Raw genomic sequence first — 26434 nt, forward strand, 5'->3', positions numbered from 1 at the left:
GGGTTTAAAATCCTTCGTTTGTGCATGGACCACTCCCACGAACTGAGAAAGGGAGAAAAGGGACAAAGCGAAAGGCTCACTGCTGCGGGCAGACGTCCTTCTCGGTCGGCGGGTTCGGGTCGAGGCCCTTCCTCTGGCGTATCTGCCTGATTATCTGCTGGGCGAGCTCGTTCGGAACCCTCTTGAAGCCCGCGTGCTCGGTTGTCCAGAGGGCCTTTCCGCTGGTGGCTCCACGGATGGCTCCGGCGAACCCGAACATCTCGGCAACCGGGGCCTCGCCGATTATGATCATGACCTCGCCCTCCTGCCTCATGTCGATGAGCTGACCGCGCCTCTGGTTGAGCTCCCTGCTGACGGCACCCATGTACTCGTAGGGTATGTTGATGATGACCTTCTGGTAGGGCTCGTAGAGGACCGGACCAGCCTTCATCATGGCGCAGTGGATGGCCGTCCTGATGGCCGGGTAGATCTGGGCCGGACCGCGGTGGACGTTGTCCTCATGGATCTTGGCGTCGTGGAGCCTGACGATGACCTTCATGACGGGCTCTTTAGCCAGTGGTCCCTCGTCCATCGCCATGTGGAAACCGTCAACCAGGAGGTCCATGACCTCGTTGAGGTACTGGATACCCTTGGTGTTGTCGAAGAACATGTTGCCGTTGTAGACGTCGACGATGCCCTTGGCAAGCTCGTAGTCCATGCCGAGCTCCGCCAACTTCTTGGCGACCTCCTTCGGGTTCTTGGGCCTGCCCTCGGGGATTATGCCCTCCCTTATTGCCTCGTAAATCTCGTCGGGCATCGGCTCGACGGTGATGTAGAACCTGTTGTGCTTGTTCGGGGACTTTCCTTCGACGATCGGGCTCTTCTTGGTTACGCTCTCGCGGTAGACGACGATCGGCGGTGAAACGTCAACGTCGAGCTTCCACTCGGTCTTGAGCCTGTAGAGCTTTACCTCGAGGTGGAGCTCACCCATACCGCTGAGGAGGTGCTGGCCGGTCTCCTCGTCGATCTTGACGTGAAGGGTCGGGTCCTCCTTGGCGAGCTGTCTCAGAGCCTCGATGAGCTTGGGCAGGTCCTTAACGTTCTTGGCCTCTATGGCCACGGTAACGACGGGCTCGCTGGTGTAGTGGAGAGCCTCGAAGGGCTCGATCTTCTCAACTGAGACCGTCTCACCGGCCATCGCATCGCGCAGTCCTGTGACGGCGACGATGTTTCCAGCGGGAACTGCTTCCATGTTGATCCTCTCGGGACCCATGTAGATACCGACCTGCTGGATTCTGGCCTTCCTCTTGCTGTTGATGAGGTAGACCTCCTGACCGGTCTTGACGGTACCGCTCCAGACGCGGCCGGTAGCAACCTCACCGGCGTGCTTGTCGAGGATGATCTTGGTGACGACCATGACCATCTTACCCTTCGGGTCACACTTGAGCATGGCCTGGCCGACGTCGCTGTTTATGTCTCCCCTCCAGAGGTGCGGGATCCTGTACTTCTGGGCCTCAAGCGGGTTCGGGAGGTGCCTGACGACCATATCGAGGACGACGACGTGAAGCGGGGCCTTCTGGCGGAGCCCCTTGAGGTCGCCCTTGTTGGTGAGCTCGACGATGTCCTTGAAGGAAACGCCGGTCTTCTTCATGAACGGGACGCTGAGGGCCCAGTTGTAGTAGGCCGAACCGAAGGCGACGCTACCGTCTTCAACTTTGACCATCCACTGGCTCTTGAACTCCTCGGGGGCGTAGCGCTTGATGAGCCTGTTGACGTCGGTGATTATCTTCGCGAACCTCTGGAGTATCTCGTTCGGGCCGAGCTTGAGCTCCTTGATGAGACGGTCAACCTTGTTGATGAAGAGAACCGGCTTGACGTACTCCCTGAGAGCCTGCCTGAGGACGGTCTCGGTCTGGGGCATAACTCCCTCAACGGCGTCCACAACTATAATCGCACCGTCGATGGCACGCATGGCCCTGGTAACGTCACCACCGAAGTCAACGTGACCCGGGGTGTCGATGAGGTTGATGAGGTAGTCCTGGCCCTCGTAGTTGTGGACCATCGAAACGTTGGCCGCGTTGATCGTAATACCCCTCGCCTGCTCCTGCTCGTCGAAGTCAAGGACGAGCTGCTTTCCGGCGAGCTCTTCGCTGATCATTCCTGCTCCGGCGAGCAGGTTATCGCTCAAAGTCGTCTTACCGTGGTCAATGTGAGCGGCGATACCCATGTTCCTGATTCTCTCAGGCTGGGTCATCAACTCCTTAATCTTCGCAATCATCTCTTCCCTTCTTCCCATAACGCACCACCTTTGGATGAGCTTGTCGGCTTAACTTAAAAGGCTCAGTTATAAAGCTTTTCCCCGAAAGCGGAAGGGTGTTTGGGAAGAGGATCAGAGACCGAGGAGTCCCCGAACTAACTTTTGAACCCTCTCAACCTCCGAACTCCTGGCGTAAACCCCCCACCTCCAGTGGGTGTCCTTCAGATCGAAGAGCGAGCGGACCAATGGAGAAACGTCGCTCAGCCTCTTCAGCTCTCCGCCCGCTAAAACGAAGGCGTTCTTCTCTTCGAACTTCGGCTTCGGCGGGTAATCGAGCAGCGCGAGGTGCCCGAACTCGGCTTCGAGCTCTTTCCTCAGCTCTTCAACGAGGTCCTTTTCAAGGGGTTCGGAGCTCCAGACGACGCGCTTGTAGAGTCTCCGTGAGTCTATTGCACGAACGAGCTCCCTAACCTCGGCCCTCTCACTCCTCCTAAGCCTGGCCACGAGGTCGATCTCGTCCATGAGGCGTATCTCGTCGAGCGGAATTCCCTCCAGCTTAACTGCCTCAACGAGCATTGCCCCCGCTATTCTGGAAACGTGGTGGAGGTAAACGGTCGGGTACATCATGCTCCTCGCCAGGAGAAGGTTCTGGGCTGCCATGATGCCCTTCTCCAGAACCACGAGCCTCTCCCCGTCCCAGCGGAGGTTCCTTATCAGTCTGTCAAGATCCACGAGGCCGTAGGCGACGCCGGTGTAATAAGCGTCCCTGACGAGGTAGTCCATTCTATCGGCGTCGATGTCGCCGCTGACGACGGGATGCTTTAGGAGCCGGAGAAACTCCCCGATGGAGTAGGATTCCTCGATGATATCCCTGATCTTACCGTTCTTGACGAACCACTCCGTGTTCCCCTCGTGCCTTGGATAGATGACCTCAAGGGTGTGGGAGAAGGGGTACTGGCCGAGATCGTGGAGCAGAGCGGCGTAGATAACCCCCTCATCAACATCGGGGTTGCGGTTCGCTATCTTCCCGGCGAGGTGAAACGTTCCGAGGGAGTGCTCGAAGCGGGTGTGCCTGGCGGTGGGATAGGCGAGAAACACGAAACCCAGCTGGGTTATCCTCCTGAGCCTCTGAAACTCCGGAGTATCGACGAGCTTAACCGCGAAATCGTCGAGCTCTATCGTCCCATGAACGGGGCCATGAACGAGCTTCATAGGGATCCCTCAGTAAACGTTCTCGCGCTTTCCAATTTTCAGAACCTTTATCACTTTTTCACGTTTCTGATACTCGAATATTATCCGGTATTCCCCCACCCTGAGACGGTATACGTTTTGGTATCCCCTAAGCTTTTGGACATCGAGCCTCGCAAGAGGAAAGAAAGCCAGTTTAGAAATGCGATCCTTAATTAACTCCCTTTCCTTTTCAGGAACATCTAAAAGCTCCTTAGCAGCCTTTCTGCTGATGAGGATCTTGTTCTCAAAGCTCATCCTTTACCACGTCCCAGCTAAGGAACTCGTCTTTCCTTCGTTCCTCAACGGCCTTCTTCTCCCATTCCTCCGGTTCAACTTCTTCTATAAGCTGGAGGTTGACCTCAATAAGCTCGCGGAGGAACCTCTCCAGCTCGTCAACCCTGTGGAGTATATCAGCAAGGGTGTTCATCACACCACCTCCGGGAATGGAAAAAGAAAGAAAACCTCAATCCTTCTCCCTGACGACGCGGACGAGCTTGTACCTCTTACCACCGCACTCGACGTCGTCGAGGATCTCAAGGATCTTTACGGTATCACCTTCAAAGAGTCCCTCCGGCTTTACGAGGTCTGCTTTCTCAGGATCCGGACAGTCCACGAACTTCAGCGTCACCTTTGAGCCCACTATGGCCGTCCTTGGATCAACGAGTAGCTCTATCGCCGGCTCGACGACCTCAACGACCCTGACCTTGCCCTCGTGCAACGGGCAGGAGTGCTCTATGTTCCTGACCTTGACTATCTTGTAGCGCCTTCCGGGTTCGAGGTTTCCAACGCAGACCCTTGCCAGCCTGCAGCTCTTGCACGGTTCAGCGGGCCCGTAATAGATGAACTCAACCCCGGGCTTTGCAAGCTTTTCCCCAACCAGTGTGATGACCACCTTAAACACCTCCCAGCTCTGAAGACATGACCGTTAGATGACTCCCGTGATTTTAGCGGCCTTCTCCGCTGCCTCCCACGTGAGGCCCTCCTTCCCGAGGATGGTGTAGCGTTCGGGCCTTATGGTGTGGGCTATCGTGAGGGCCTTGATTATAATCTCGGGATCGATTCCAAGCTCGTATGCGTTGGTAGGTGCGCCCACCCTCTTTAAGGTTTCCCTAACGCGCTCCCATTTGAGACCGTGAAGGTAGGCCATTATTATCGTCCCGACCCCGCACTGCTCCCCGTGGAGGGCCGGCTTTGGAGCGAGCATGTCGAGGGCGTGGCTGAAGAGGTGCTCCGCCCCGCTCGCCGGTCTTGAAGAACCCGCTATGCTCATCGCAACGCCGCTGCTTATGAGCCCCTTGATGACCTTCCTCACGCTCTCCTCGTTGCCGAGCCGGATTATATCGGCGTTCCTCATGACCATCTTGGCGCTCATGAGCGAGAGAGATGCCGCGTACTCGCTGTAGTACTCGCCGCGAATTCTATGGGCCAGCTGCCAGTCCTTGACTGCGGTTAAGTTGCTTATTATGTCCCCGACCCCGGCCGCGAGGTAGCGGTAGGGCGCGGTTTTTATGACCTTAACGTCCGCTATGACCGCTATCGGGGGCCTGGCCTTCACCGACGTTTTGGCCCCCAAGTCCCTTATTGAGGCGTTGGCGCTCGCTATTCCATCGTGCGAAGCGGTGGTTGGAAAGCTGACGAAAGGAATTCCCAGGCGGTAGGAGGAGAGCTTTGCGACGTCGATTATGCTGCCCCCTCCAACCGCGATCATCCAGTCGGCGGGGGTTTCCCGGGCTATTCTCATAATCCTTTCCACTTCATCCATCGTGGCCCCCTTGACGACGACACCAGAAACTTCAAACTCCCTGGAAAGGTTCTCCTCAACCTCCTCTCCCGCTATCTTTTTCGTTCTGGGGCCGTAGAGAACGAGAGCCCTCTCACCGAGCTTAAGCCTCTTCGCAACGCTCACGGTTTCTCCAGCCAAACTCTCGCCCAAGAGCACTTCCCGCGGAAGCTCCATCAGGTGCACTTTCTTCACCTCATTTAACTAAGGTACCTGGACTTAAAAATTGATTGGAGGTTAAAGTATCCCGTCCGGTGGGCACTTGAGGTGTTAGTGGCGCGAGGATATACGAAATCCATAAATATCATGACTTCCCACTTCTGATAGTTTTATACTCACAGGTGATGCTCATGGCGTACTGGGCTAAAACTTACGGGCCAGGCGAAGCTAAGGCTGTGGCTGTTGATAGGGACGGGGATATTATTGTTGTTGGGGAAAGGGAAGGAGACGGCTTCGTGGCTCGGCTTGACCGGGATGGAAATGTGAAGTGGTTTAAGACGTATGGAGGGGACAAAGACGATGTATTCAATGATGTGAAGATTGCTCCCAACGGAGATATAATCGTGGCGGGATACACTGAGAGTTTTGGAGTTGGGGGCAGGAGCGTTTGGGTTCTTAGACTTGATGAGGAGGGTAATGTGAAATGGCAGAAGACATATGGGGGGAAATACAGTGATGGGGCTTCTTCAGTTGCCATATCATCAAATGGGGATATTATTGTCGCTGGTTATACTTGGAGCTTCGGCGCTGGTTGGAGTGATTTTTGGGTTCTCCGTTTGGATGAGAATGGGAATCTCAAATGGCAAAAAACATATGGTGGAGAGTGGGATGAGAGAGCTGAGACAGTTGCTATTGCCCCAAATGGTGACATAATCGTAGCTGGTTATACTGAGAGTTTTGGGACTGAAGGTAGAAACGTTTGGGTTCTTCGTTTGGACGAGAATGGAAATGTCAAATGGCAAAGAATATACAAAGGAAACTATTATAGTGAAGCTTTAATGGTTTCCATAGCTAAAAATAACGATACAACTGTTGCGGGTTATACAAAAGGCCTCAACACTAGCAGTCATGACGTCTGGGTTCTCAAGCTTGATGAGAATGGAAATATCAAGTGGCAGAAAACATATAGCGGAAACAAGGATGATATAGCCAACGCAGTTACCATTGCAGAAAACGGTGACGTGATAGTGGCTGGAGGAACTAAAAGCTTTGGCATGGGCTCTTATGACGTTTGGGTTCTTCGTTTGGACGAGAATGGAAATGTCAAATGGCAAAAAACATATGGTGGAAGCAGTAGTGATCATGCTAACGCTGTTGCTATCGCTCCAAATGGGGACATTATTATCTCAGGTTGCACCAAAAGCTTTGGCATGGGTTCTTATGAGGTTTGGGTTCTTAGACTTCCCTCAAACGGAGAATTGCCTAACTGTGACTTCTGCATGGACTCAAACGCCCAAATTATCGAAACTAATGCTAAAGTTCTGGAAACTACATGCGAAGTTCTAAGTGGGGTTAAAAAGGGCCTTCTTGGTAAGCTTATTAAAAAAGAATTGGTAAGTAAATCATCAAGTGCGAGGATCAATGAAATCTCAGTAAAACCACAGATTCAGTATTATCTCGACCTAGAGCTCAAACATAGCCTTCAAGACTTTCTCACACTCTCAATCCCCCAGCTCATAGAAGGCACTGATTCAATCATTAAGTTCTCGGTCAAAAACGACTTTACGAACTCCCTCAAACTCACCCTCGACCTCTCGGAAAACGACTTCCTTGACTTTGAAACGACTTCTCTCGAATTTCCAGAGTTAAAGAAGGATCAAGAAGTTTCCAAGAGCCTTACCGTAACCCCCAAACATGCGGGAAACTTTGACTTTAGAATCAAGGTTAGAGCAATAGTAGACGGCATCGAGCTTGAAACTGAAAAGGTAATTCCAATAAAAATCAAAGAGCACCCAGCCAAGAGAAGACTCAAAGAATGCGTTGAACTCTCAACCTCGGATCTAATAGAAGAGATCCCCTCCACCATAGAGGCACAGGTGGACAACACCGTTGCCGGCACCCTCAAACTCATCCTTGACTTCTCCGATAATGACTTCTTCGATTTTGAAACCACCACCTTGGAGTTCCCAGAGCTGAAAAAGGGCCAAAAGATCTCGAAGAGCCTCGCGGTAACGCCGAAATACGCTGGCAGTTTTGACTTCCGCGTCAAAATTAAAGCTATAGCAGATGGCATCGAGTTTGAGACTGAAAAGGTCATTCCGGTTGAAGTCGCCGAAAAGACGACAACACCAGCTCATCCCACGCCCCGGACTCCAGCAACACCAGTCACCCCAGTTACTCCAACGCTCCAGGCAGTAACTCCAACTCCAGCACTCCAGCCGGCAACACCGATAACTCCCTCCCCCTCCTATCCGGTCCTCAGATCTTTCCCGGCCGAACTGTTGAGCATTTATGAGCCGTTGGAAGAGCTCGGCAGAGGAGGATTTGCCAGAGTCTTTAAGGCCAAACGCAAGAAGGACGGTGAGATCGTTGCCGTGAAAGTTCCCCTCAGCTTAGACCCGGTGACGGGCAAATCCTTCCTCCGCGAGATAGAGAACTGGGTTCACCTAAAACATCCAAATATTGTGAAAGTTTACGACTACAACATTCTGCCGGTTCCGTTCTTCGAGATGGAGTACTGCGAGAGCTCGCTGGAAAGACTTCCAGTGCCGATAAACCCAAAAGAAGCCGCTTTGCTCGTCTTCAACATCGCCGAGGGCCTCAAGTATGCACACTCAAAGGGCATCATCCACCGCGACCTAAAGCCGAGCAACATTCTCCTGAAGCAGGGAATACCCAAAATAAGCGACTGGGGGCTAAGCAAGGTTCTCGGTAAGAGCGGGACGACGACAACGAGCTTTACAGCCCTTTACGCGGCCCCTGAACAGTTCAGCAGGTCGAGGTTTGGGCCGACGGACGAGAGAACCGACATCTGGCAGCTGGGAGTAATCTTCTACCAGCTCGTTACCGGAAAGTTGCCCTTTGACAGTGAGGATCCCTTCGAGCTTATGTTCCTGATAATGAACGAGGAACCCCTCAAGCCGAGCGAACTGAACCCGGAAGCCAAGGAGGTCGAGCCGATAATCCTCAGGATGATAGCAAAGCGCAAGGAGGACAGGTACGAGAGCGCAGTAGAGCTCCAGAGTGACCTTGCCAGCTACCTCGGAATAGAGTTCAGGCGCGAGCTGAAAAGGAGCAGAACGATGGGGGATAAGCGTTTGGTGGTATACTACCTCGGGAACCTCCTGATAATGAGCGTCAAGATGGGGAACCTGAGCGGTGCCTACAAGTACGCGAGCGATTTTGCGATGCTGACGAGTGGAGAGCTTAAGGAGGAGTTTGAATCTCTGGCGAGCCAGTTCAAGCTCCGCCTTGAGGAGGGACTTGAGATTCCGGTCGAGCTGATTGAGAAAACAGACGTGCTCGTGCACAGGGCGATGGTTCTGGCTCGCTGACTTTCATTGTTTCCTCTCATACAGGGAAATATTTAGGGAATGTTTCCCGACATAGAGGGAAATATTTAAATGATGTTTCCTCCTATGAGAGACCATGCTTGAGAAAGACCTTGTCCTTCAGTATCTGGTGGATTTTCAGGAGAAGGAGCTCCCCGACTTCATCGAGAGGGAACTGAGGGTTCCCTTAAAAAAGGACTACGTGATAGCCGTAATCGGACCGAGGAGGAGCGGAAAAACCTTCTACTTCTATCAGCTGATGAGAGACCTCCCGAGGGAGGAGACCCTGTACCTCAACTTCGAGCATCCGATATTCGAGGGTTTTGAGACAAAGGACATCGTTGAAGTCCTAAAGCTCCACCGCGAGGCCTTTGGAGAGCCAAAATACGTTTTCCTTGACGAGGTTCAGAACGTTCATGGCTGGGAGAGAATGGCCCGCTACCTCAACGATGAGGGGTATCACACCTTTCTCACGGGTTCCTCCTCAAAGCTCCTCAGCGGGGAGATAGCCACATCTATGAGGGGAAGATCCCTGACGTATACCCTCCTCCCATTCAGCTTTCGGGAGTTCCTGAGGGCTAAAGGTGTCCATCCCAAGAAACCACTGAGCTCAAAGAAAGAGGCCATGGTTAAATCCATGCTCACGGAGTATCTGAACTGGGGGGGCTTTCCTCAGGTCGTGCTTGAGACAAACGAGACAGTACGGGAGAAGCTCCTCTCCGAGTACCTTGATATGGTGGTTTACAAGGACATAGTGGAGAGGTACGGTGTCAGAAACCTCCACGTCATGAAAATGCTCATCCGTTCCCTCATGCGCTCCTTTGCCAAAGAGTTCAGCGTCCATGCGTTCTACAACACTCTAAAGTCTCAGGGGATGAAGGTGGGCAAGGGGGTTTTGTACGAGTACCTCAGCTACGTGGAGGACTCGATGAGCGTTTTTCTCCTCAAGAAGTTCAGCTATTCACTGAAGGTCTCGGAACTGTCAATCCCGAAGGTCTACCCAGTGGATGCAGGCTTCACGAGGATGTTCTCCTTCAGTCCCGACATCGGGAGGCTGATGGAACTGGCCGTGTTCCTCGAACTCAAAAGGAAAGGACGGGAGGTTTACTATTACAAGAACCATCGGGAGGTGGATTTCGTCATCGTTGAGAGAGGCATGCCTATAGAGCTGATACAGGTAACCTACGCGTTTGACCGGAGCGACATAAAGCCAAGGGAAGTGGAGGGTTTAAAGAAAGCCGGAGAGAAACTGAAAGTCGACAGAAAGCTCGTGATCACGTGGGACTACTCGGATGAGAAGGAGGGAGTAGAATTCGTCCCCCTGTGGAAGTGGCTCCTGAGAGGAAACCTTTAAGTGCCCCGCCCCGACTCTTACACGGTGGTCGGATGGGCATTCAGGAGTTCTTCCAGCGGTACTTCGTGGATCCAATAAAGTACAACCAGGGCTACAACCCCGTGAACACGCTCGTGTACGCGATAATTCTCGGAATCGCGGTTCTGCTGCTCTACCGGTTCCTAAAGCGTCTTGGAGTGAAGGTGGACGAGAGGTTCTTTGTGGCGCTGATGCCCTACATCTTCCTCGGTCCGCTGATGAGGGCCATGACCGACGTAGGAATGCTCCCGAGGACCTACCTCACCGTGAGCCCAGGCGGCTACTTCGTGATAGCTGCCTTCGCGATAGCTTCCCTTCTCATCGTGTGGAGGCACGTTGGTGCAGGGGAGAAGCTGTATCCCCTCTACCGCGACGTTGGTTTTCTCCTCCTCGCCGGTCTCGTCTTCATCCTGATAATAAACCTCGACAAGGTGAACTTTCGGTGGGATTACTTCAAGTACTTCATCCCATCTCTCCTCGCGGCCGAGGCCTTCATATGGGCCCTCTCCCGGAAGTTCGAGCTCGTGAGGAACAACAGGCTGCTTTTCTACACCCACTTCTACGACGCGACGACGACCTTCGTGGGAATACAGTTCTTCGGCTACTGGGAGCAGCACGTCCTGGCGAGGACGCTGATAAACCTTACGGGAACTGCGGCGGTGATGTACCTCGAAAAACTGCTCATCCTCCTTCCAATAGTCTGGATCCTGGACGTCGAGATGAAGGACGAAGACCCGGATCTGATAAACTTCGTTAAGCTGGCCATGTTCATACTCGGCTTCGGGCCGGGGACGAGAAACCTGTTAATAACGCTCATGGGGGTGGGAAGATGAACGATCCCTCCGCTGTTATGTGGAACGAGGTTGTCTTTTCCCTCGCGAAGGATGTTGAAAAGGCAGTTATGCCTATATTCGGAAAACCCAAGGCGGGAAAGACCGTCGGAACGAACGTCAGCGGGGACGTAACAAAGTACGTGGACAAAGTCGCCGAGGAAATGGTTCTTGAGAGGCTGAAGGTTCTCGGGATAAACGTCGTTAGCGAGGAAGTTGGCTCCATTGACGTTGGAAGCGATTATACAGCAGTCGTCGATCCAATCGACGGATCCTACAACTTCGCCGCTGGCATACCGATCTTCGCCTTCAGCTTCGCCCTGTTCCGGAAGGAAAAGCCCGTTTACGCAGCCCTCTACGAGTTCGCCACAGGAAACTACTACGAGGCGATCCCCGGCAACGGGGCGTTTCTGAACGGGAGGCCGATCAAAGTCCAGCGGGTTCCGGCATCGAGGGCGGCGATAAGCTTCTACACCCGGGGGAGGGGAGTTGGGCTTATAGGCCGCGTTAAGAGGATTCGGGTTCTTGGGGCGATAGCCGTGGAACTTGCCTACCTCGCGAGGGGCACGCTCCAGGGCGTGGTGGACATAAGGAACTACGTGAGGCCGACGGACGTTGCTGCCGGGGTCGTGCTCGTGCGTGAGGCGGGCGGAGTTGTCGTCGACGACACGGGAAAGGAGGTAAGCGTGCACCTGAGCGCCGAAGAAAAGATGAACCTCATAGCGGCGAGCGACCGGGAACTGCTCGAAATAATCTTGGAAGAGGTGAACGATGGTGGGCGTTGAGGACCTCGCAAGGGCCGTCAAACACGCGTGGCTCACCTACACGATAGCCTTCATCAACGTTGCGGTTTACCTCTACGAGCTCTACTTGAGCGGCTCAATAGCGGGGCCGTCCCTCTACGCCCTCCTGAAGCTCGCGCTCGTGAACGTCCTCGTAACCCAGTACCACGAGTGGTGGAGGCTCTTCACGGCGATGTTCGTCCACCTGAGCTGGATTCACTTAGCTATGAACACGTTCTTCCTGATCTACCTTGGAAGCCAGCTCGAGCTCTTCGTGGGCAGGTGGAGGTACCTCGTCCTCTACATAACGGCCGGCCTGTTCGGCAACGTCCTGAGCGTTGCCCTTATGGACCCGTACACGATAAGCGGGGGAGCGAGCGGGGCCCTCTTCGGCATAGCGGGGGCCCTGATAATGATAGAGGGCATACTGAAGAAGAACATCCAGAGCGCACTCGCCAACGCCTTCTTCCTCTTTTTGATAAACAGCTGGATGCCCCACGTCAACGCTATAGCCCATCTGGGCGGGCTGATCGTTGGAATAGCCCTCGGCTATATCTATGGCAACTACGTCAAGGAGAGAATGGCCCGGATGCTCTACTGGGAGGAATTCTACTGAGGTGGTGGTATGAAACGGGACGAAAAGTGGGATGGGGTTTACTCCTTTGAGGACTCGCCCTTCATAATGGAGGTGCTGACCGAGCTTAGGAACAAGAACACCGACAGCATAGCCTTCAGGAAGGGCCTCGTAAAGCTTGGAAGGTACATGGGGTACGAGCTGACGAAGACGATGGACGTTGAGGAGATCGAAGTCGAAACGCCCCTGGAAAAAACGACGGGAATCCTCGTAAAGGACAGGAGAAACGTCGTCATCATAACCGTCCTCAGGGCGGCGATACCCCTGATGGAGGGCCTGATTAAGGTCTTCGAGCACGCGAGGGTCGGCATAGTCTCGGCCTCGCGCGGGAAAGCCCCGAAGTTCGAGATCGAGATGAACTACATCAAGATACCGAACGTAAGGTCAGAGGACACAGTCATAGTGGCTGACCCCATGATAGCCACTGGCTCGACGCTGATCAGGGTTCTCGGGGAGGTGTCCAAGTACGGAAAGCCGAAGAGGCTCATAGTTCTCGGAGTGCTGGCGGCTCCGGAGGGGATAGACAGAATCAAGGAGGCCTTCCCGGAGGCGGAGATATTCGTCGCCAAGATAGACAGGGGGCTGAACGAGAAGGGCTACATCCTGCCGGGCCTTGGAGATGCCGGTGACAGGGCCTTTGGGGCGCCTCTGAAGAACCCCTGACCGGTTCGTTCTTCTTATTCTTGGAATTTCGGGATGACGTTGGGGAGTACTTTAAGTCCAAGGGTGCGTTACGAAAACCTTATTAGCATCGGACTCAAAAATCAACTGTCTACAACCCAACCCGGAGGGGCTAAAATGAGAATCGAAATCAGGCTCAGGCCCGTTGGGGATGATCCAATCCTGCCCTTCAACTACAACTACGAGGTGTACCGCCAGATCGTGGAGAAGATCTCGCTGATCTCACCGCCATTGGCCCAGGAAGTTGAGGTCAGCCACGTTGACCACTTCACCTTCTCCCGCATACTGGTGAGGAAGAGGGAGCTGATACCCGAGAGCGGCATAAGGATTCTCTCCGATACCGTCTCGCTGTACGTTTCGTCTCATTCTCCAGAGGTTATAGGGGCCATAGTCGAGGGATTCATGGCCAGCCCCTCCATAAGGATCGGCGAGACCGACTTCGTTGCTGAGGACGTTAAACCCCTCAAGGAGCCCAAGATAAAGGACGGAACCCTTTTCTCAACCCTGAGCCCGATAATAGTTCGCACCGTTAAGATCTCCAACAACAGGATGAAGATATGGGACCTCTATCCCAACGAGCCCACCTTCTTCGACAAGCTCCGAAAGGTCATGCTCCTCAGGTATTCGGAACTCTACGGGAGCACGCCGGAGGACTCAACCTTCAAGATCGAGGTCATCAAGTTCAAACCCGTGAGGATCCTCGTGGCTGACACCTACTACCGCGGGTCGCTCATGATCTTCCGCTACTGGGGTTCAAGGGAGATAGCACAGTTCGGCTACGACCTGGGCTTCGGGGAGAAGACCAAGTACGGTTTCGGCATGGTCAAGGTCATCGACGAGAGCACCGAGGAAAGGTAGTCCCTTCTTCGAACTTTTTCCGAAAGGATAGAGTTAAAAAGGCAGTTCTCGGTAGTATAGTCGGGTGAGAGAATGGGAAGTTTCGACGAGGTAAGCCGCGATACGGGTTACGATGATTACATCACTTTCCTCAAGAGGAGGATAAGGCAGCTCGAACTCCAGGTCAGGACCCTGGAGGCGGACAAAGAGAGACTGGAGAGAGAGCTCTCAAGGCTTAGGACGGAGATGTCAAGGCTAAGGCAGCCGCCGGCCTTCGCGGGCAACGTCATAGAGGTTCTCGACGATGACAGGGCGATAGTCCAGAACTACAACGGACCGCGCTTCGTCGTCAGAATCGCCCCGTGGATAGAGAGGGACAAGCTGAAGCCGGGCTCAAGGGTAGCTTTAGACCAGAGGACGATGGCGATAGTCGAGCTCCTCCCAACGGAGAAAGACCCCAGCGTCCTCGGTTTCGAGGTCATAGAGAAACCCAGGGTCACCTATCAGGACATAGGTGGTCTTGACAGACAGTTAGCTGAGCTCAGAGAGGCCGTGGAGCTTCCCCTCAAGCACCCGGAGCTCTTTGAAGAGGTTGGAATCGAGCCCCCGAAGGGTGTCCTCCTCTACGGGCCACCTGGCTGTGGAAAGACACTCATGGCCAAGGCCGTGGCGAACCACGTAAACGCCACCTTCATCCGCGTCGTTGGGAGCGAACTGGTTAGGAAGTTCATCGGCGAGGGGGCAAGGCTGGTTCACGAGCTCTTCGAGCTTGCGAAGGAGAAGGCTCCAACGATAATCTTCATCGACGAGATCGACGCAATAGGCGCGAAGAGGATGGACGAGACGACCGGCGGCGAGAGGGAAGTCAACAGAACGCTCATGCAGCTCCTGGCCGAGATGGACGGCTTCGATCCAAGGGGAAACGTCAAGGTCATAGCGGCAACCAACAGGCCCGACATACTCGACCCGGCCCTGCTTAGGCCAGGGCGCTTCGACAGGTTGATTGAAGTCCCGCTTCCGGACTTCCGCGGAAGGCTCGAGATACTCAAGGTCCACACGAGGAGGATGAACCTCAGGAACGTCGATCTCAGCATCATAGCCGATATAACTGAAGGTGCCAGCGGTGCGGATCTGAAGGCGATAGCGACGGAAGCCGGAATGTTCGCGATAAGGGACAGGAGAACATACGTAACGCAGGAGGACTTCCTCAAGGCGGTTGATAAGGTCCTGGGAGCTGAGAAAAGGCTTGCCCAGGCAATAGCGATGCACGAGGTCATGTACGGCTGACCTTTTCTGTCCCCTTTATTACCCCCCACGCCAGGGCGTAGAGAACCGCTATGGCGAAGAATGCCTCTCTATAACCGAGCCTGTCTATAAGCCAGCCCGTGAAGTACGGCCCGACAGTTGCCCCGAAGAAACCCACCATGTTAACGAAGCCCATAACCGGTCCGAGGTTGTCCTTTCTTGCAGTTTCGGCGGTGAAGGCTGTAACCATCGGACCGACCGAGTAGAAAGTCAGGCCGAGGGCGAGGGCGGAGATGAAGCCGGGTTTCAAGACGAGGAGAACGATTAGGAGCGCGTTTGAAAGGAAGGCGAGTTCAAGGGCCTTTCTTCCGAGCCGGTCGTAGAGAACTCCACCGGTGAGGGAACCCACTATGCCGACCAGCGAGAGGAGGGAGAAGAGGTAAGAAGCCGTTTCAACGCCCATTCCCGTCGAGGTCAGGAAGGCGACGAGGAATGTCAGAACGCCGAAGAAGGCCATCAGTGCGAGGAAGTTCGCAATCGCTAAGTTCACCGAGCCGACCTCGATTGAGAGCCTCGCCTTACCGCTTCTTTCCTCAAGAGTTCTGAGGGAGATTACGAGCAGAACTCCAACGACAGAGCTCATAACGGCCAGAATCGGGAAGGCGTAGCGCCAGCCGAGGTTCAAAGCCACAGGCACGACAAGGAGAGGAACTATCCCGGAACCGACGGGCGGGCCGAGCATGAAGACGCCGAGGGCGGAGCCCTTCCTCGTTCCATAGGTTTCGGCTATCAGTGCCGTTGCGGGGGCGTAGTAAAGGCCGGAGAAGAAGCCGTAGAGCGCTCTGAAGGCCAGGACTTCCCAGTACTGGGAAGCGAAGAAGAGCATCGCGGAGGAAATTGAGTAGCCGAATATGCTCAGAGCGAGGAGCCTCTTCCTCCCGAAGCGGTCGCCGAGGTAACCTGCCGGAACCTGAATGAGCGCGTAGGGGAGGAGCAGGGCAGTCATGAGAAGTCCCGCCTGAGCGTTGCTCAGATGGAACTCTGCCTTTATCATCGGAAGGAGCGGGGAAACGGCCATCCTATGGGCGTAGTTGAATATCCAGCCCAGGGTTATCAGGATAAGCGGAACGAGCATGGTTTCGATGAGGAATTGAGCGCTTAAAAGTTTGTTGGACAAAGGTGGCCGACGAAAGTTTATAAGAATCCGGGCGGTAGTAACGGGGGAGGAGAGAGCGAATGGTCAGCAAGCTGTTGGCGCTCGAGGCTTATCCGAGCCTCCGCGACCTGGACTTCAGAATCCTCAGGGGAGTAGAGCTCAACATGAGGCACCACAAGTGGGTGCCGTTAGAGGACATAGCGCGCTTCGCCAGGGTGGACGTTGAAACAGCCTCGTTCAGGCTCGGCAAGCTCGACGACATGTCCCTCGTCAGGAGGAGGAGCGACATAGGCTACATCGGATACCAGCTCACGATACACGGCTACGACGTTTTGGCCATAAGGGCCCTCGCGAGGAAGGGAGTCGTAGAGGCGATAAGCACGACGCAGATTGGCGTTGGGAAGGACGCGGACGTTTACGTCGGAATAACGCCAGCCGGCGAGAAAGTTGCCGTTAAGTTCAACAGGATAGGAGGCAGAACGGCTTCGCGGAGGGCTACCTACCACTCCCACGTCTTCGCCGATAAACACCACACGAGCTGGCTCTACGTTTCAAGGCTCATCGCGAAGAAGGAATACGACGCGCTGGTTCTGCTCAGCCCGATTGCGAGGGTTCCGAAGCCAATAGCCTGGAACAGGCACGTCCTCGTCATGGAGTTCGTTGAGGGAACCGAGCTGGCGGAGCTGAGGGACGACGAGCTGACGAGGGAGGAAGCCAGGGAAGTCCTCGACAGAATCCTCGAGGAGTACCTCAAGATAGTGCGCTTTGGTATAGTCCACTCGGATTTAAGCGAGTTCAACGTCGTTTTAACGGGCGACGACATCCTGATAATCGACTGGGCCCAGCACCTGACCACCGCCTATCCGGATAGCTACGAGCTGTTGAAGAGGGATTTAACGGTCATAATCAACGCCTTCAGGCGGAGGTGGCGGGTTGAGAGGAGCTTTGATGAAATCTGGCCGGCCTTCGAGAGGGCCTGGCACGAGAGCAGGGGTGAGAAGTATGGTGATTAAGTACGAGCCCCTTAACAGGCGCGAGAGAATCCTTAAGCTCTTCCGCGAGGCAATCGAGGCCGAGAACAGGAAGGACCTCGAAACCGCGAAGAAAAAGCTCGACGAGATACTTCACGAGAGCCTCGACGTTGAGCCGGAGTTCTACTTCGAGGCCTGCTTCCGCCTGGCGGAGATCTTCCTCCAGGAGGACAACTACCGGGGAGCGGTTAAGTGCGCGATACGTGGGACGGCGAGGGCTCCGAACGGGAACCTGTACCGGCTCGGTGTGAAGAGGCTCGGGGATATTCTGGCCGTCATAAAGGAAGCCGGGAAGCTGGATGATCTCCTGGACGATCCCGAAAGCTTCATAAGACAGGCTGGGGAAGATGAGGAGCTCAGAACGTTTGTGAGGGCAGTCTTAAACGCGATCCAGGGGAAGAAAGTCGATGAGAAGTTTTCCCTGAAGGAGATGGAGGAGGTCATCTCCGCCCTTGAAAGCTCGAGATGATCCTCCCCACGTACTCTTTTTCCGGCGGGAACGGGAAGTTGTAGGGCTCTTTCTTTGGCCTCTCGTTGTAGTAGGGTCTGTTGCAGGCGGGACAGCCGTGCGTTGCGAAAACCGCCGGCGGAACCTCGATGCCAGCTAAATCGAAGCCCTCTATGGAGTCCCCGTCGAAAATTATCCTGTCACCCAAGCCTTTTTCGACGAGCCACCTCGCCAGCTGGATTTTACGGTAGCGCTCGATGCTCGGCGGTTCAAGGTTCTCAAGCCCCGTTCCCCTCAGGGGGGTGAATGCGAAGAGTGAAACGTCAGCCCCAATCGCGTAGGCCCTCTCGAAGACCTCTACCAGCTCCCTGTCTGTTTCGCCGAGGCCGACTATGACGTGGATTAAAGCTTTCCCCGGGCCGAGGACGTCAACTATTCTCGCGGTGAAGTCCCACATCTCGTCCCACTCAAAGTCGGGTTTTATTTCGCCAAAGAGTCTCTCGCTCGCAACGTCAAGGCCAACCCCAACGTAGTCAACGCCGAGTTCCTTAAACTCCTCAAGCGTTTCCCTCGAAACGGGCGTTATCGAGACTGATACCGGCAAGCCGAGGGGCTTGAACGCCCCCAGAAGTGCCAGAACGTCGTCGAGCATTCCGGGATAGTCTATCGTCTGGAGGCATATCCTCCCGAAACGGCCGTTGGGGAGAGCTTGAACGACTTTTTCGAGCTCAAAGGCCGGCCAGGTGATGCGAGAGAGCCTGTCGAGGTTCGCCCTGCTGGAGCGGGCCTGGGCGCAGAAGGCGCAGTCGTTGGCGCACTTGCCGGGCCAGTAGGTCATCAGATACGCGGTCGTCGGCCTGGCCAGGAGCTTCGCCCTGATTAAGCCCATCGCTATCGCCGTTCCGTAGGAGACCCTAACGAGCATTGGCCTTCCCCCAGATGACGGGCGCGTAGAGGGTTATAAACCCGACCCCCAGGATGAGCGGGAGGAGAGGAAAGACTCCAGCGTAACCCCTGAGCTGGGCGACGTAGCCGAGGCTGACCTGACCGGCGAGCGTTCCGAGGTCGAAGAACATCGTGTAGATTCCCGAACCCATCGTCCTGATTCTCCTCGGAAGGTTGCCGAGGGCCATCAGCTGCATAGCCGGAACCGCCAAGCCAAAGCCGGCCCCGATTAGGGCGGCGCTGACGTAGGAGCGGGGCGGGAGGGTGTAGAGGTTGAGCAGGACGTAGCCGAGGAGGAGCAGGGTGAGGCCGAGGGTTATCACGGGAAGGGGCCCGCGTTTGTCGGCGCTCTTACCGCCAACAACGCGCGTCATGAATGAGAACAGCCCGATGACCATCATGTAGTAGCCGAAGAGACTCTGGGGAAGGGAGAGGGACTTGTAGAGGGCTGGGAGGTATGTGGTAACCCCCGCGTAGCTCATAGAGAAGAGGAAGAGCGTCAGCGATGCTGAGACGAAGGTTACCCTTAACAGCTCGCGGTAGCTGGCCCTCTCGTGCTCTCTCGGCTTGACGACTTCACCTGCCTCGCACCACGCGATGAGCGCGAAGAGTGCCCCAACTCCGGAGAAGAGAGCGGTGAGGGCAAAAGCTCCGGCGAAGCCTATCACGTCGGAGGCGTAGCCACCTATGGCCGGCCCGATTATGTTGCCGAGGGAGAACATCATGCCACGCCAGCCAAGGGTCTCGCCAACCCTTCCCTCTGGGGCCAAATCAACGGCCGTTGAGAGGCTTGAAGGGAAGAAGAGGCCCATCGAGAAGCCGTGAATGGCCCTTGCGAAGGCGAAGAGGTAAACGTTGGCGCTTATTGCTGAGACCACGTAGAGAATTCCGGCGAGGAGGCCGAGCAGGTTCCCGCCGACGAGGGCGTGGAAGCGATAACCTCTGTCTCCAACTGCACCCCCTATCGGCTTGGAGACGAGGGCGAGAAATGAAGTAACACCCGCCACGAGGCCGACGAGAAAGGGCTCGGCGTGGAGGCTCACAAGGAACGGGGAAACGACCGGGGTAACGACGCTTATCCCGAGGAAGAAAAAGAAGGTCGAGATATTGAGAAGCCAGACGTTCCTCATCGAGGCCACTAAACACCAGCCTCCGGTTCGTCCATGCCGTCCTTCATGAAGGCGTAGCTCATGTGCTTGGTGTTCTTGGCGAAGCCCACGTTGCCCCTTGCATCAACCATGATGATGCCCATGGTGTCCCTGCCGAAGTACTTCGTGGCTAGGCTTATCGCGGCTTCGCTCGCGGCCTGGGCGTCGAGTCCGAGCCTGACGAGGTCGGTGGCACTCTTCGCCAGAGCGAGCTTTATCGCGACCTCTCCGAGACCGGTGCAGGAAGCTCCAGCCACTTCGTTGGCGTAGGTTCCGCCACCGATTATAGGCGTGTCGCCAACGCGACCGAACATCTTGAGGAAGACCCCGCCGGTTGAAGTCCCGGCAACGACTTCGTCGCCATCGAAGGCAACGGCTCCAACGGTGCTCCTTAAAACCTCGGGGTACTCCTTGATTAGCTCGTTGAGCTTCTTCCAGTGCCTCGTTTCGCCCTTCTCGATGAGCTTCTTCCTCAGCTCTTCCCACTGCTTGAGCCTCTCCTCCGTTACCGGGTCGTACTCCTCGAAGCCGAGAAGCCTTGCGAACTTCACGGCACCCTCGCCGATTAAAAGGACGTGGTCGGTCTTCTCCATGACCTTCCTCGCGACGCTTATCGGGTTCTTAACGCCCCAGATTCCAGCAACGGCTCCTGCCTCAAGGGTCTTCCCGCGCATTATGGCGGCATCCATCTCAACTTTTCCGTCGAGGGTTAGAACGCTCCCGGTTCCGGCGTTGAAAATCGGGTTGTCCTCAAGCGCCTTTACCGCTTCCTCGACAGCATCAAGAGCGGAACCCCTCTTCAGCTCGCGCCAGCCCGCTAAAACAGCTTCCCTAACACCCTCTATAACCTTTGGAATTCGCTCCTCCTTCCTTATTGTACCAGCGCCACCGTGAACTATTATCGCGGCCATGAGAACCACCGGGAAAAGTTCCTTCGAAAGGTTAAAAGGATTGTGGAAACGGGTCAACCGGCGGATATAAGGAGTATCCCCGCTATCGCCAGGGCCAGACCCTCCCAGATCCTCGCGTTCGGCCTCTCTCCGAGCACGAGAACGGCCAGCAGGGAGGTTATCAGAGGGTTTATAGCCGAGACCGGGGCCGAGATCTGGGATCCAACAATCTGAGTGGCATATACAAAGAGCAGCTGCCCGAGAAAGAGTCCGCTGAGAGCTGCCAGGGCCAGAACTTTGAGCTCCCTCAGGTTTACCTCCCGAACCTCGGGCCAGTACCTCGGGAGGAAGAGCGAAACACCGATGGCGGCGGAGAACATCCTCAGGGCGGCGAGGGGAAGCGGATCAAAGTACTTAGTCAGCCAGTCCATCAGGGTTATCGCCAGGCTCCACGAAACAGGGGCGAGGAGGGCGAAGACGAAGCCGAGGGGATCGGACCCTTCCCTTTCCTCGGCCCTCTTGACTATTGTGATGGCAAGGACTATCAGGAAAGCGCCCGCGTAGACCCTGATCGGAACCTTTCTGCCAAGGAAGAGGGCGGCCCATACAACGGCCCAGAGGGGGTAGGTGGAGGTAACCGGTACAGTTCTCGAAACGCCGAGGCGGTGGAGGGCGTTGAAGTAGAAGTAGTCCCCTATCACGAAGCCAAACTGGGCCGAGACGAAGGCCATGACGAGATACCTCGGCTCGGCCCGGAGGATCTCGTCGAACTTGCCAGTCAGGAGAAGGGTGAGTGCGTAGAAGACGGAAACCAGGTAAAGGCGGATGATGTTGACCGATACTGGGCTCTTTGAGCGCATGCCTATCTTTATCAGGATAGTGGAGGCCGCCCAGCCGAAGGCAGAGCCTATGGCAGCGAGAACGCCGAGGATGAGCTGGTTCATGATCGAAGGGATAACCCCTAAACTTAAAAACTTAACGTTTCGACGGTTTTCAAAAAGAGACCTATAAATCCCCGGAACGAGTTAACGGTGTGATGACCTCGGCAGTTGCTGACGCAAGGATGATGAGGATCTTGAGTGCTGATAGAGGTAAAGAGGTATCTCAGCCGTGGAACACGGTATGGGGCGGATATACGAACACCGATAGCTTTATGTCCTTCGGGGAGGTCTCTAAATAAGGCGGCATGCTAATTGGGATTATGATCGCTGGTGTCAGAGAATAAAACTCAGCACTTGCATCGTATTTGAAGATACCGAAGTGGCAGGCGTTGCCGGGTGACCTGACCTTTATCGTTACGGCACTCTCGAAAAAGAAGGACTTGCCGAACGCCGGCGGATCCGGCAGCAGGGGGACGTTCTTTTTAAAATCATACGCGTGAAACTCCACGTAATCGTTTGGGTTAAGCGTATGCGTGTCCATTCTAAAGTAATAGCCATCGTTGGTGTTCAAAGAGTAACCGGCGCTTGCGCTGATCTTGGCTGTGCTATCTGGACTCAACTCCACAGTCACTGCCTCCGAGTAGCCGGTTGTCGGGCCTATATGCCCATCGGGAAGGAAGTCGTCGATGGCTTCATATGCCCCCTCTTTGCTCACGCGTAAACGGAGATCCTTGAGAGCCATGTCCGAAGATGACACGTCCCCACGGATCTTTGTTTTCGCGTAGTACTCAATTGTGTTGGTATCTATGGGGTAGTAATAGTAGAAGCCCTTAAGCTCAAGGACGCCCTTACCGCTGAAGAAAGACCCGGTCGTTGAAGTTATCCAGTCTATTGAGCCTGCGTAGTTCCAGTTAACGTTGGGTTCGATTGTGGAGCTAACTTTAACGCCGGAAACTTTGGTGCTGAAATGAACCCTGGCGAATTCTTCGAATTCCCTTTTTAGCGCTCGATATTGCGCGGGTGTAGCCCCTTCCACTATAAGGTAAGCGGGCACGTAGGTGTTTTCGCCCACCGGTCTGAGAGCCACCCCCACAAAGGTCACGTTCTTTTCAGAGCCAAGTCCAATTCTCAAAGTTAGACGCTTTCCGGCGAGGAATTTTGAGACCTGTTTTACGGCATCTTTTCCGGTGAAAACTTTTGAAAAGCCCTTAAAATGCTCAAAAGGGGGCAGTGCCGGGGTTTTCAGGGGAGAAACGCCAGCGGTTACACCGTAGCTTGAGATCCCCACGAAGGCTATGAACACCACCCCCAGAAGCACTATACCCAAAGGTTTCACGAACATGAATCCCCCTCGGTATTTTTATGGGCCCTTCGAAATACCTACCATGGCTTAGTTGTATACCAGGCCTTTATGAATTTTTCGATTTGATAGTAATTGACATCCACAAAAAAGTAAAGAGCAAGTTCAATGTTTGGTTAAACCCAGAAAGACCACCTCCAAAGATCACTTAAAACCCAAAAAGAACAAAACGATGATTAGGTAGAGGATAAAACTCGCCAAAAACAGCGTGAAAACGGCTTTTCTTATGTCTCTCCTCTTTGTGAACATCAGAGGCATCGACGAAAGAGCCGTATATAGGACAGATGAAACGAATGCCACGACGATTGGAGTTAGTGAAAAAGGCAAGTGCTTATCAATCCCAAGGTAATCAACGATGGCCGAGCCCGCGAGGATGAAATACGGAATGGAAAGAAAGAGGATAATCCCGTAACCCATCGCGATAACGACGTTTGTGGTCTTCATGGTTGCCCCCTAATTCATGCTGTTACGTAAGTTGCAGCTATGGGGAGGAGCAAATAAAACAGAAGATCACCCCTTCAAAAACGCCTCAACCAAATTCCTCGTCTCGTTTAAGGCCTCCAGTGGAATGCCCTTGGGCAGACCGCCGATTTCTCCCTTGACATCTTTGAGAACGCCCTCTCCAGCGCCAAGGAACATACCCTCGCTGACTATTCCCCTGAAGTTGGCCGGCGGGAGCAACGCGACCGCCACACGGTTTCCTTCCTTCACGGTCAGGTCGTTGGTGACGACGGTAATGGCTCTGTCGCCGATGTTCACGTTGGTGACGAGAAGCCTGTCGGCGTTGGGGTGCTTGGCGACGCTCATAACCTCGCCGACCTTGATGTCGACCGCTATAACGGGGTCGTTTATCTTGCCGAGGGCGAGGCGCCTGTCGAGACCTAGTATCGTGTTCAGGAAGAAGCGGATTTTGGCCACCTGCTCCTCAACCTTCTCGCGCTCGTCCTTTGAGGCGTTGCTTATGAACTTGTGGTGCCAGTCCTCTCCGCCAAGGGCCTCGATTATGGCTAAGGCTTTCTCCTTCAGGGCCTTCATCTGGGGGGTCTCAATGAGCTCCTTAGGCTCTATGTAGCTGTATCTCATCGCCTGTATCTCGGGGAGCATTTCCTTTCCGAGCTTTACCGCCCTCTTCTTGTCCCAGTGCCCCTTGAATTTCGCGCCCTCTATCGTCTTGAGGAACAGCTCTATCGCCTTCTCAGCCACGAGTAAGCGGTAATCCTTGCTCGTATCCCACATTGCCGCCACCGCCAATCTGCTGGAGCACCTTGCTCTTAATGGTTTCGTTCGGTATGCTGAAGGCTATTGTCCTCGCCATGAGCTCGTCGCCCTCGTGGAGGTACTCAACCGCAACCCTCGCGAGGACCCTTGACGACAGCTCGTCGTTCCTTATCAGTCTGACGAGACGCATTGCTAGATCCGGATAGCCGAGCTTTACGAAGTCCATCGCTATGCCCGAGAGATAACGGTCCGAGATCCCGAACCGGGAGAGGAGATCAAAGGCATCGTTGAAAACCTGCTCGCCGAGGTCTTTCCTGCCGTTGGCGAGCAACCAGAAGGATATCTCCAGAAACGCACCCCCCTTCACATCCGGGGGCATGTAGCGGGCCATCAGAACGGCTCCGTCGAGCCAGTCCTCGGCGAGGATCCTCCTGAGGAACTGAATGTCACCGGCAACTGCCCTCTCTATCAGGGCGGCCTTGGCCCTTGCAGTTTTTGCCGGAATCCCCAGTCCGGCGTGCTCGTAGACCTGAGAGGCCTCTCTGAGGAACTCAACCGCCCATTCTCCCGAGTCAATCCACTCGACGGAGAAGACCATTGAATCGCCGAGCTTCCGGAACAGACGGAGGGCCTTCTCAGGTTCCTTACCCTCAACGGCCTTAACGGCCCTGAACGCCTCGTTGAAGAGGTACAGTGCGTCATCGTAAAAGCCCGCCCTGACGAGGTTGAGGGCAACGCCGATTAGGGCCTCCGCACGCCATGCCTCGATGCCTATCCCCCTCGCTACGGACATGGCCTCCCTGAGGAACTTGATCCCCTCCTTCTCGTCCCCAGCTGAGAGGAGGGCCTCCCCTATAACGGACAGTATAAGCGCCTTGGTCTTTCTATCTGGAGCCTCGTACCTGCACCGCAGGAGTTCCCTCTTAACGTAGCGGTAGTCGTCAAGCCGGGTAACCCTCTTGAGGAGCTCCGCCAGGAGTTCGGCCTTGACTACACCATCTCCCTCGCTCAGAATAAGCCTGACCGCCTCATCAACTCGGTCTCTCCTCACGTACTCCTCTATCCTCTCCATCCACATCCACTAGGCCTCCCCCACCCCGTTCATTATTGGGACGCTCTGATTCGATCATCGCATCGAGGTGCGACAGTGTGCTTTCAACACCCTTTATGGCCCTTAGTACCTTATCCCTAATAAGTATATCGCCAATCCTAGCGGCCAGTTCGCGGGCGTGGTCGACCTCACCCCTCCTCGCGTAGGCGATCGCTATCTCCCCCACAAGCTCGGAGAACCTCCGCTCGTCCTTCAAGAGACCGGCGAGAACCAGGGCCTCCTTGAGCTTCCCTATGCGCAGGAGCTTGTAGGCGACGACCTCAATTTCGCTCTCCCTCACGTCGAACTTCCCCACGAGGAGCATCTCGGTTGCGTCGTTGAAAACGGCCCTCGCCAAATCGGGATAATCATGGATGAACAGCCAGTACGTGACGTTGAGCATCGCAACCGCACGCTCGGCTGGCGGCAGGAAGCGGGCCATCTGGAGCGCCCTATCGACGTCTCCCCTTTCGAGGAGCTCCGTAACGGCCGAGGAGCCCCTTTTGAACACCTCCCTTGCGATCTTTATTTTGGATTCTATCTCCCTCGCCTGCAGTTTGAAGCCTATGCTCTCGTAGATCTCCCCGGCCAGGCGGTAGAAATCGAGGGCGGTCTCGTTTGGGATCTCCTCCGCGCTCTTCTCAACCCTTCTGGAGAGGTTCACGAGGTTTGAGACGACCTCGGAGTACATGGCCCTGGCCGACTGGATCAGCTCAAAGGCCCGTCTGAAGGCGGCAAGTCCATCGCTGTACCTTCCAGACAGGACGAGGTTCTTGCCGATTATTCCGAGGACCTCCGCCCTGGCAACGGGGGAGCTTATCTTCTCCACGAGCTCGAGGGCACGCTGAAAGTGCATCTCCCCGTCCCGCTCCATCTCCAGGGCATAAAAAGCCCTGCCAACGTAGGACTCAGCCACCGCCCTGTCGATCGGCGATTTTATCTCGTTGAGCGCGTCGAGCAGCTGGGGGACGAACTCCTCCCTGTAAGATCTCGTCACGATCTCAGCTATCATTACAGTTCTCTTGAGGGGATCCCTAACGCGGAGTGCCTCGGCAAAGGCCCCCCGATAGTTCCCAAGGCGAAGATGCTCCCTGAAGCGCTCCACCCTTTCCACCCTTCGCAGTTTGGGTTTGAAAACCTAAAAGGGTT

At 55.0% G+C, this 26434-nt stretch carries 26 protein-coding genes; 10 read left to right on the forward strand and 16 right to left on the reverse strand.

All coding sequences use genetic code 11. The annotated features are described in order from the left end of the window. Nucleotides 1-76: 76 nt before the first annotated feature. The 6 genes from TAM4_RS03855 to TAM4_RS03880 form a co-directional block, all read right to left on the reverse strand. Nucleotides 77-2275, reverse strand: coding sequence for an elongation factor EF-2 (locus tag TAM4_RS03855; RefSeq protein WP_014121932.1), 2199 nt, complete (start codon nucleotides 2273-2275; stop codon nucleotides 77-79). Between the two features lie 93 nt (nucleotides 2276-2368). Then, nucleotides 2369-3448, reverse strand: a complete 1080-nt coding sequence (locus TAM4_RS03860; protein WP_014121933.1) for an HD domain-containing protein — start codon at nucleotides 3446-3448, stop codon at nucleotides 2369-2371. Nucleotides 3449-3457: 9 nt separating this feature from the next. Beyond that, a complete protein-coding gene (locus tag TAM4_RS03865) occupies nucleotides 3458-3721 on the reverse strand; it encodes a type II toxin-antitoxin system RelE/ParE family toxin (protein ID WP_014121934.1) in 264 nt (87 codons plus the stop codon). Continuing rightward, the gene (locus TAM4_RS03870) at nucleotides 3711-3893 is read right to left on the reverse strand and encodes a hypothetical protein (protein ID WP_014121935.1); all 183 of its coding nucleotides are present in this window, start codon (nucleotides 3891-3893) and stop codon (nucleotides 3711-3713) included. The genes TAM4_RS03865 and TAM4_RS03870 overlap by 11 nt, the downstream gene beginning before the upstream one ends. A 36-nt stretch (nucleotides 3894-3929) precedes the next feature. Next, nucleotides 3930-4358, reverse strand: a complete 429-nt coding sequence (locus tag TAM4_RS03875) for a UPF0179 family protein (RefSeq protein WP_014121936.1) — start codon at nucleotides 4356-4358, stop codon at nucleotides 3930-3932. Between the two features lie 33 nt (nucleotides 4359-4391). After that, entirely contained in the window at nucleotides 4392-5432 is a 1041-nt protein-coding gene (locus tag TAM4_RS03880; RefSeq protein WP_014121937.1) for an NAD(P)-dependent glycerol-1-phosphate dehydrogenase, read from the reverse strand. Nucleotides 5433-5596: 164 nt separating this feature from the next. On the opposite strand from TAM4_RS03880, the gene TAM4_RS11875 reads away from it, so the two are divergent. The 8 genes from TAM4_RS11875 (at nucleotide 5597) to TAM4_RS03925 (ending at nucleotide 15160) form a co-directional block, all read left to right on the forward strand. Beyond that, nucleotides 5597-8740: a protein kinase gene (locus TAM4_RS11875; protein WP_237702131.1), complete on the forward strand. Its 3144-nt coding sequence runs from the start codon at nucleotides 5597-5599 to the stop codon at nucleotides 8738-8740. 94 nt (nucleotides 8741-8834) lie between these two features. Beyond that, nucleotides 8835-10091 (forward strand): ATP-binding protein, encoded by a 1257-nt coding sequence (locus tag TAM4_RS03895; RefSeq protein ID WP_014121939.1) that lies wholly within the window; start codon nucleotides 8835-8837, stop codon nucleotides 10089-10091. A 32-nt stretch (nucleotides 10092-10123) separates the two neighbouring features. Next, a complete protein-coding gene (locus TAM4_RS03900) occupies nucleotides 10124-10942 on the forward strand; it encodes a DUF63 family protein (protein ID WP_014121940.1) in 819 nt (272 codons plus the stop codon). Further along, a complete protein-coding gene (locus TAM4_RS03905) occupies nucleotides 10939-11724 on the forward strand; it encodes a bifunctional fructose-bisphosphatase/inositol-phosphate phosphatase (protein WP_014121941.1) in 786 nt (261 codons plus the stop codon). Before TAM4_RS03900 ends, TAM4_RS03905 begins: the two co-directional genes overlap by 4 nt. After that, nucleotides 11711-12337 (forward strand): rhomboid family intramembrane serine protease, encoded by a 627-nt coding sequence (locus TAM4_RS03910; RefSeq protein WP_237702123.1) that lies wholly within the window; start codon nucleotides 11711-11713, stop codon nucleotides 12335-12337. Before TAM4_RS03905 ends, TAM4_RS03910 begins: the two co-directional genes overlap by 14 nt. Nucleotides 12338-12346: 9 nt before the next feature. Beyond that, on the forward strand, nucleotides 12347-13018 hold the full coding sequence (gene upp / locus TAM4_RS03915; protein WP_014121943.1) for a uracil phosphoribosyltransferase: 672 nt from the start codon (nucleotides 12347-12349) through the stop codon (nucleotides 13016-13018). A 135-nt stretch (nucleotides 13019-13153) separates the two neighbouring features. Next, nucleotides 13154-13894, forward strand: a complete 741-nt coding sequence (gene cas6 / locus TAM4_RS03920; protein ID WP_014121944.1) for a CRISPR-associated endoribonuclease Cas6 — start codon at nucleotides 13154-13156, stop codon at nucleotides 13892-13894. A 72-nt stretch (nucleotides 13895-13966) separates the two neighbouring features. Continuing rightward, nucleotides 13967-15160 carry a proteasome-activating nucleotidase gene (locus tag TAM4_RS03925; RefSeq protein WP_014121945.1) on the forward strand — a complete coding sequence of 398 codons (1194 nt, stop codon included), beginning with the start codon at nucleotides 13967-13969 and terminating at the stop codon, nucleotides 15158-15160. On the opposite strand, the gene TAM4_RS03930 is transcribed toward TAM4_RS03925, so the two are convergent. Beyond that, entirely contained in the window at nucleotides 15147-16253 is a 1107-nt protein-coding gene (locus TAM4_RS03930) for an MFS transporter (RefSeq protein ID WP_014121946.1), read from the reverse strand. The two genes, TAM4_RS03925 and TAM4_RS03930, sit on opposite strands and share 14 nt — an antisense overlap. Nucleotides 16254-16354: 101 nt before the next feature. Between TAM4_RS03930 and TAM4_RS03935 the strand changes: the two genes are divergently transcribed. Together TAM4_RS03935 and TAM4_RS03940 are read left to right on the forward strand one after the other, a co-directional pair. Then, a complete protein-coding gene (locus tag TAM4_RS03935) occupies nucleotides 16355-17287 on the forward strand; it encodes a serine/threonine-protein kinase RIO2 (protein WP_014121947.1) in 933 nt (310 codons plus the stop codon). Further along, nucleotides 17277-17774, forward strand: coding sequence for a hypothetical protein (locus TAM4_RS03940; RefSeq protein WP_014121948.1), 498 nt, complete (start codon nucleotides 17277-17279; stop codon nucleotides 17772-17774). The genes TAM4_RS03935 and TAM4_RS03940 overlap by 11 nt, the downstream gene beginning before the upstream one ends. On the opposite strand, the gene TAM4_RS03945 is transcribed toward TAM4_RS03940, so the two are convergent. The 9 genes from TAM4_RS03945 to TAM4_RS03985 all read right to left on the reverse strand — a co-directional run bounded on the left by TAM4_RS03945 (nucleotide 17746) and on the right by TAM4_RS03985 (nucleotide 26390). Beyond that, nucleotides 17746-18678 carry a radical SAM protein gene (locus tag TAM4_RS03945; protein WP_014121949.1) on the reverse strand — a complete coding sequence of 311 codons (933 nt, stop codon included), beginning with the start codon at nucleotides 18676-18678 and terminating at the stop codon, nucleotides 17746-17748. The two genes, TAM4_RS03940 and TAM4_RS03945, sit on opposite strands and share 29 nt — an antisense overlap. Beyond that, nucleotides 18668-19828, reverse strand: a complete 1161-nt coding sequence (locus tag TAM4_RS03950) for an MFS transporter (protein WP_014121950.1) — start codon at nucleotides 19826-19828, stop codon at nucleotides 18668-18670. The genes TAM4_RS03945 and TAM4_RS03950 overlap by 11 nt, the downstream gene beginning before the upstream one ends. 8 nt (nucleotides 19829-19836) lie before the next feature. Beyond that, nucleotides 19837-20757 (reverse strand): isoaspartyl peptidase/L-asparaginase family protein, encoded by a 921-nt coding sequence (locus tag TAM4_RS03955; RefSeq protein ID WP_014121951.1) that lies wholly within the window; start codon nucleotides 20755-20757, stop codon nucleotides 19837-19839. 53 nt (nucleotides 20758-20810) lie between these two features. After that, complete coding sequence (locus tag TAM4_RS03960) at nucleotides 20811-21680, reverse strand: DMT family transporter (RefSeq protein ID WP_014121952.1); 870 nt, start codon at nucleotides 21678-21680, stop codon at nucleotides 20811-20813. Between the two features lie 160 nt (nucleotides 21681-21840). Continuing rightward, a complete protein-coding gene (locus TAM4_RS03965; RefSeq protein ID WP_148258607.1) occupies nucleotides 21841-22920 on the reverse strand; it encodes a hypothetical protein in 1080 nt (359 codons plus the stop codon). A gap of 201 nt (nucleotides 22921-23121) precedes the next feature. Next, nucleotides 23122-23421: a hypothetical protein gene (locus TAM4_RS03970; protein WP_014121954.1), complete on the reverse strand. Its 300-nt coding sequence runs from the start codon at nucleotides 23419-23421 to the stop codon at nucleotides 23122-23124. Nucleotides 23422-23487: 66 nt separating this feature from the next. Next, nucleotides 23488-24213, reverse strand: coding sequence for a tRNA-binding protein (locus tag TAM4_RS03975; RefSeq protein WP_014121955.1), 726 nt, complete (start codon nucleotides 24211-24213; stop codon nucleotides 23488-23490). Beyond that, nucleotides 24173-25273 (reverse strand): tetratricopeptide repeat protein, encoded by a 1101-nt coding sequence (locus tag TAM4_RS03980; RefSeq protein WP_237702124.1) that lies wholly within the window; start codon nucleotides 25271-25273, stop codon nucleotides 24173-24175. The genes TAM4_RS03975 and TAM4_RS03980 overlap by 41 nt, the downstream gene beginning before the upstream one ends. Further along, on the reverse strand, nucleotides 25227-26390 hold the full coding sequence (locus tag TAM4_RS03985; protein WP_014121957.1) for a hypothetical protein: 1164 nt from the start codon (nucleotides 26388-26390) through the stop codon (nucleotides 25227-25229). The genes TAM4_RS03980 and TAM4_RS03985 overlap by 47 nt, the downstream gene beginning before the upstream one ends. Nucleotides 26391-26434 lie beyond the last annotated feature (44 nt).

Origin of the sequence: Thermococcus sp. AM4 (genome assembly GCF_000151205.2) — an archaeon.
Lineage (GTDB): Archaea > Methanobacteriota_B > Thermococci > Thermococcales > Thermococcaceae > Thermococcus.

Bases quoted from the DNA above. Each gene is read 5' to 3' on its own strand.
- TAM4_RS03855 (WP_014121932.1), bottom strand. From the start codon at position 2,275: ATGGGAAGAAGGGAAGAGATGATTGCGAAGATTAAGGAGTTGATGACC.
- TAM4_RS03860 (WP_014121933.1), bottom strand. From the start codon at position 3,448: ATGAAGCTCGTTCATGGCCCCGTTCATGGGACGATAGAGCTCGACGAT.
- TAM4_RS03865 (WP_014121934.1), bottom strand. From the start codon at position 3,721: ATGAGCTTTGAGAACAAGATCCTCATCAGCAGAAAGGCTGCTAAGGAG.
- TAM4_RS03870 (WP_014121935.1), bottom strand. From the start codon at position 3,893: ATGAACACCCTTGCTGATATACTCCACAGGGTTGACGAGCTGGAGAGG.
- TAM4_RS11875 (WP_237702131.1), top strand. From the start codon at position 5,597: ATGGCGTACTGGGCTAAAACTTACGGGCCAGGCGAAGCTAAGGCTGTG.
- TAM4_RS03895 (WP_014121939.1), top strand. From the start codon at position 8,835: ATGCTTGAGAAAGACCTTGTCCTTCAGTATCTGGTGGATTTTCAGGAG.
- TAM4_RS03900 (WP_014121940.1), top strand. From the start codon at position 10,124: ATGGGCATTCAGGAGTTCTTCCAGCGGTACTTCGTGGATCCAATAAAG.
- TAM4_RS03905 (WP_014121941.1), top strand. From the start codon at position 10,939: ATGAACGATCCCTCCGCTGTTATGTGGAACGAGGTTGTCTTTTCCCTC.
- TAM4_RS03910 (WP_237702123.1), top strand. From the start codon at position 11,711: ATGGTGGGCGTTGAGGACCTCGCAAGGGCCGTCAAACACGCGTGGCTC.
- upp (WP_014121943.1), top strand. From the start codon at position 12,347: ATGAAACGGGACGAAAAGTGGGATGGGGTTTACTCCTTTGAGGACTCG.
- cas6 (WP_014121944.1), top strand. From the start codon at position 13,154: ATGAGAATCGAAATCAGGCTCAGGCCCGTTGGGGATGATCCAATCCTG.
- TAM4_RS03925 (WP_014121945.1), top strand. From the start codon at position 13,967: ATGGGAAGTTTCGACGAGGTAAGCCGCGATACGGGTTACGATGATTAC.
- TAM4_RS03930 (WP_014121946.1), bottom strand. From the start codon at position 16,253: ATGCTCGTTCCGCTTATCCTGATAACCCTGGGCTGGATATTCAACTAC.
- TAM4_RS03935 (WP_014121947.1), top strand. From the start codon at position 16,355: ATGGTCAGCAAGCTGTTGGCGCTCGAGGCTTATCCGAGCCTCCGCGAC.
- TAM4_RS03940 (WP_014121948.1), top strand. From the start codon at position 17,277: ATGGTGATTAAGTACGAGCCCCTTAACAGGCGCGAGAGAATCCTTAAG.
- TAM4_RS03945 (WP_014121949.1), bottom strand. From the start codon at position 18,678: ATGCTCGTTAGGGTCTCCTACGGAACGGCGATAGCGATGGGCTTAATC.
- TAM4_RS03950 (WP_014121950.1), bottom strand. From the start codon at position 19,828: ATGAGGAACGTCTGGCTTCTCAATATCTCGACCTTCTTTTTCTTCCTC.
- TAM4_RS03955 (WP_014121951.1), bottom strand. From the start codon at position 20,757: ATGGCCGCGATAATAGTTCACGGTGGCGCTGGTACAATAAGGAAGGAG.
- TAM4_RS03960 (WP_014121952.1), bottom strand. From the start codon at position 21,680: ATGAACCAGCTCATCCTCGGCGTTCTCGCTGCCATAGGCTCTGCCTTC.
- TAM4_RS03970 (WP_014121954.1), bottom strand. From the start codon at position 23,421: ATGAAGACCACAAACGTCGTTATCGCGATGGGTTACGGGATTATCCTC.
- TAM4_RS03975 (WP_014121955.1), bottom strand. From the start codon at position 24,213: ATGTGGGATACGAGCAAGGATTACCGCTTACTCGTGGCTGAGAAGGCG.
- TAM4_RS03980 (WP_237702124.1), bottom strand. From the start codon at position 25,273: ATGTGGATGGAGAGGATAGAGGAGTACGTGAGGAGAGACCGAGTTGAT.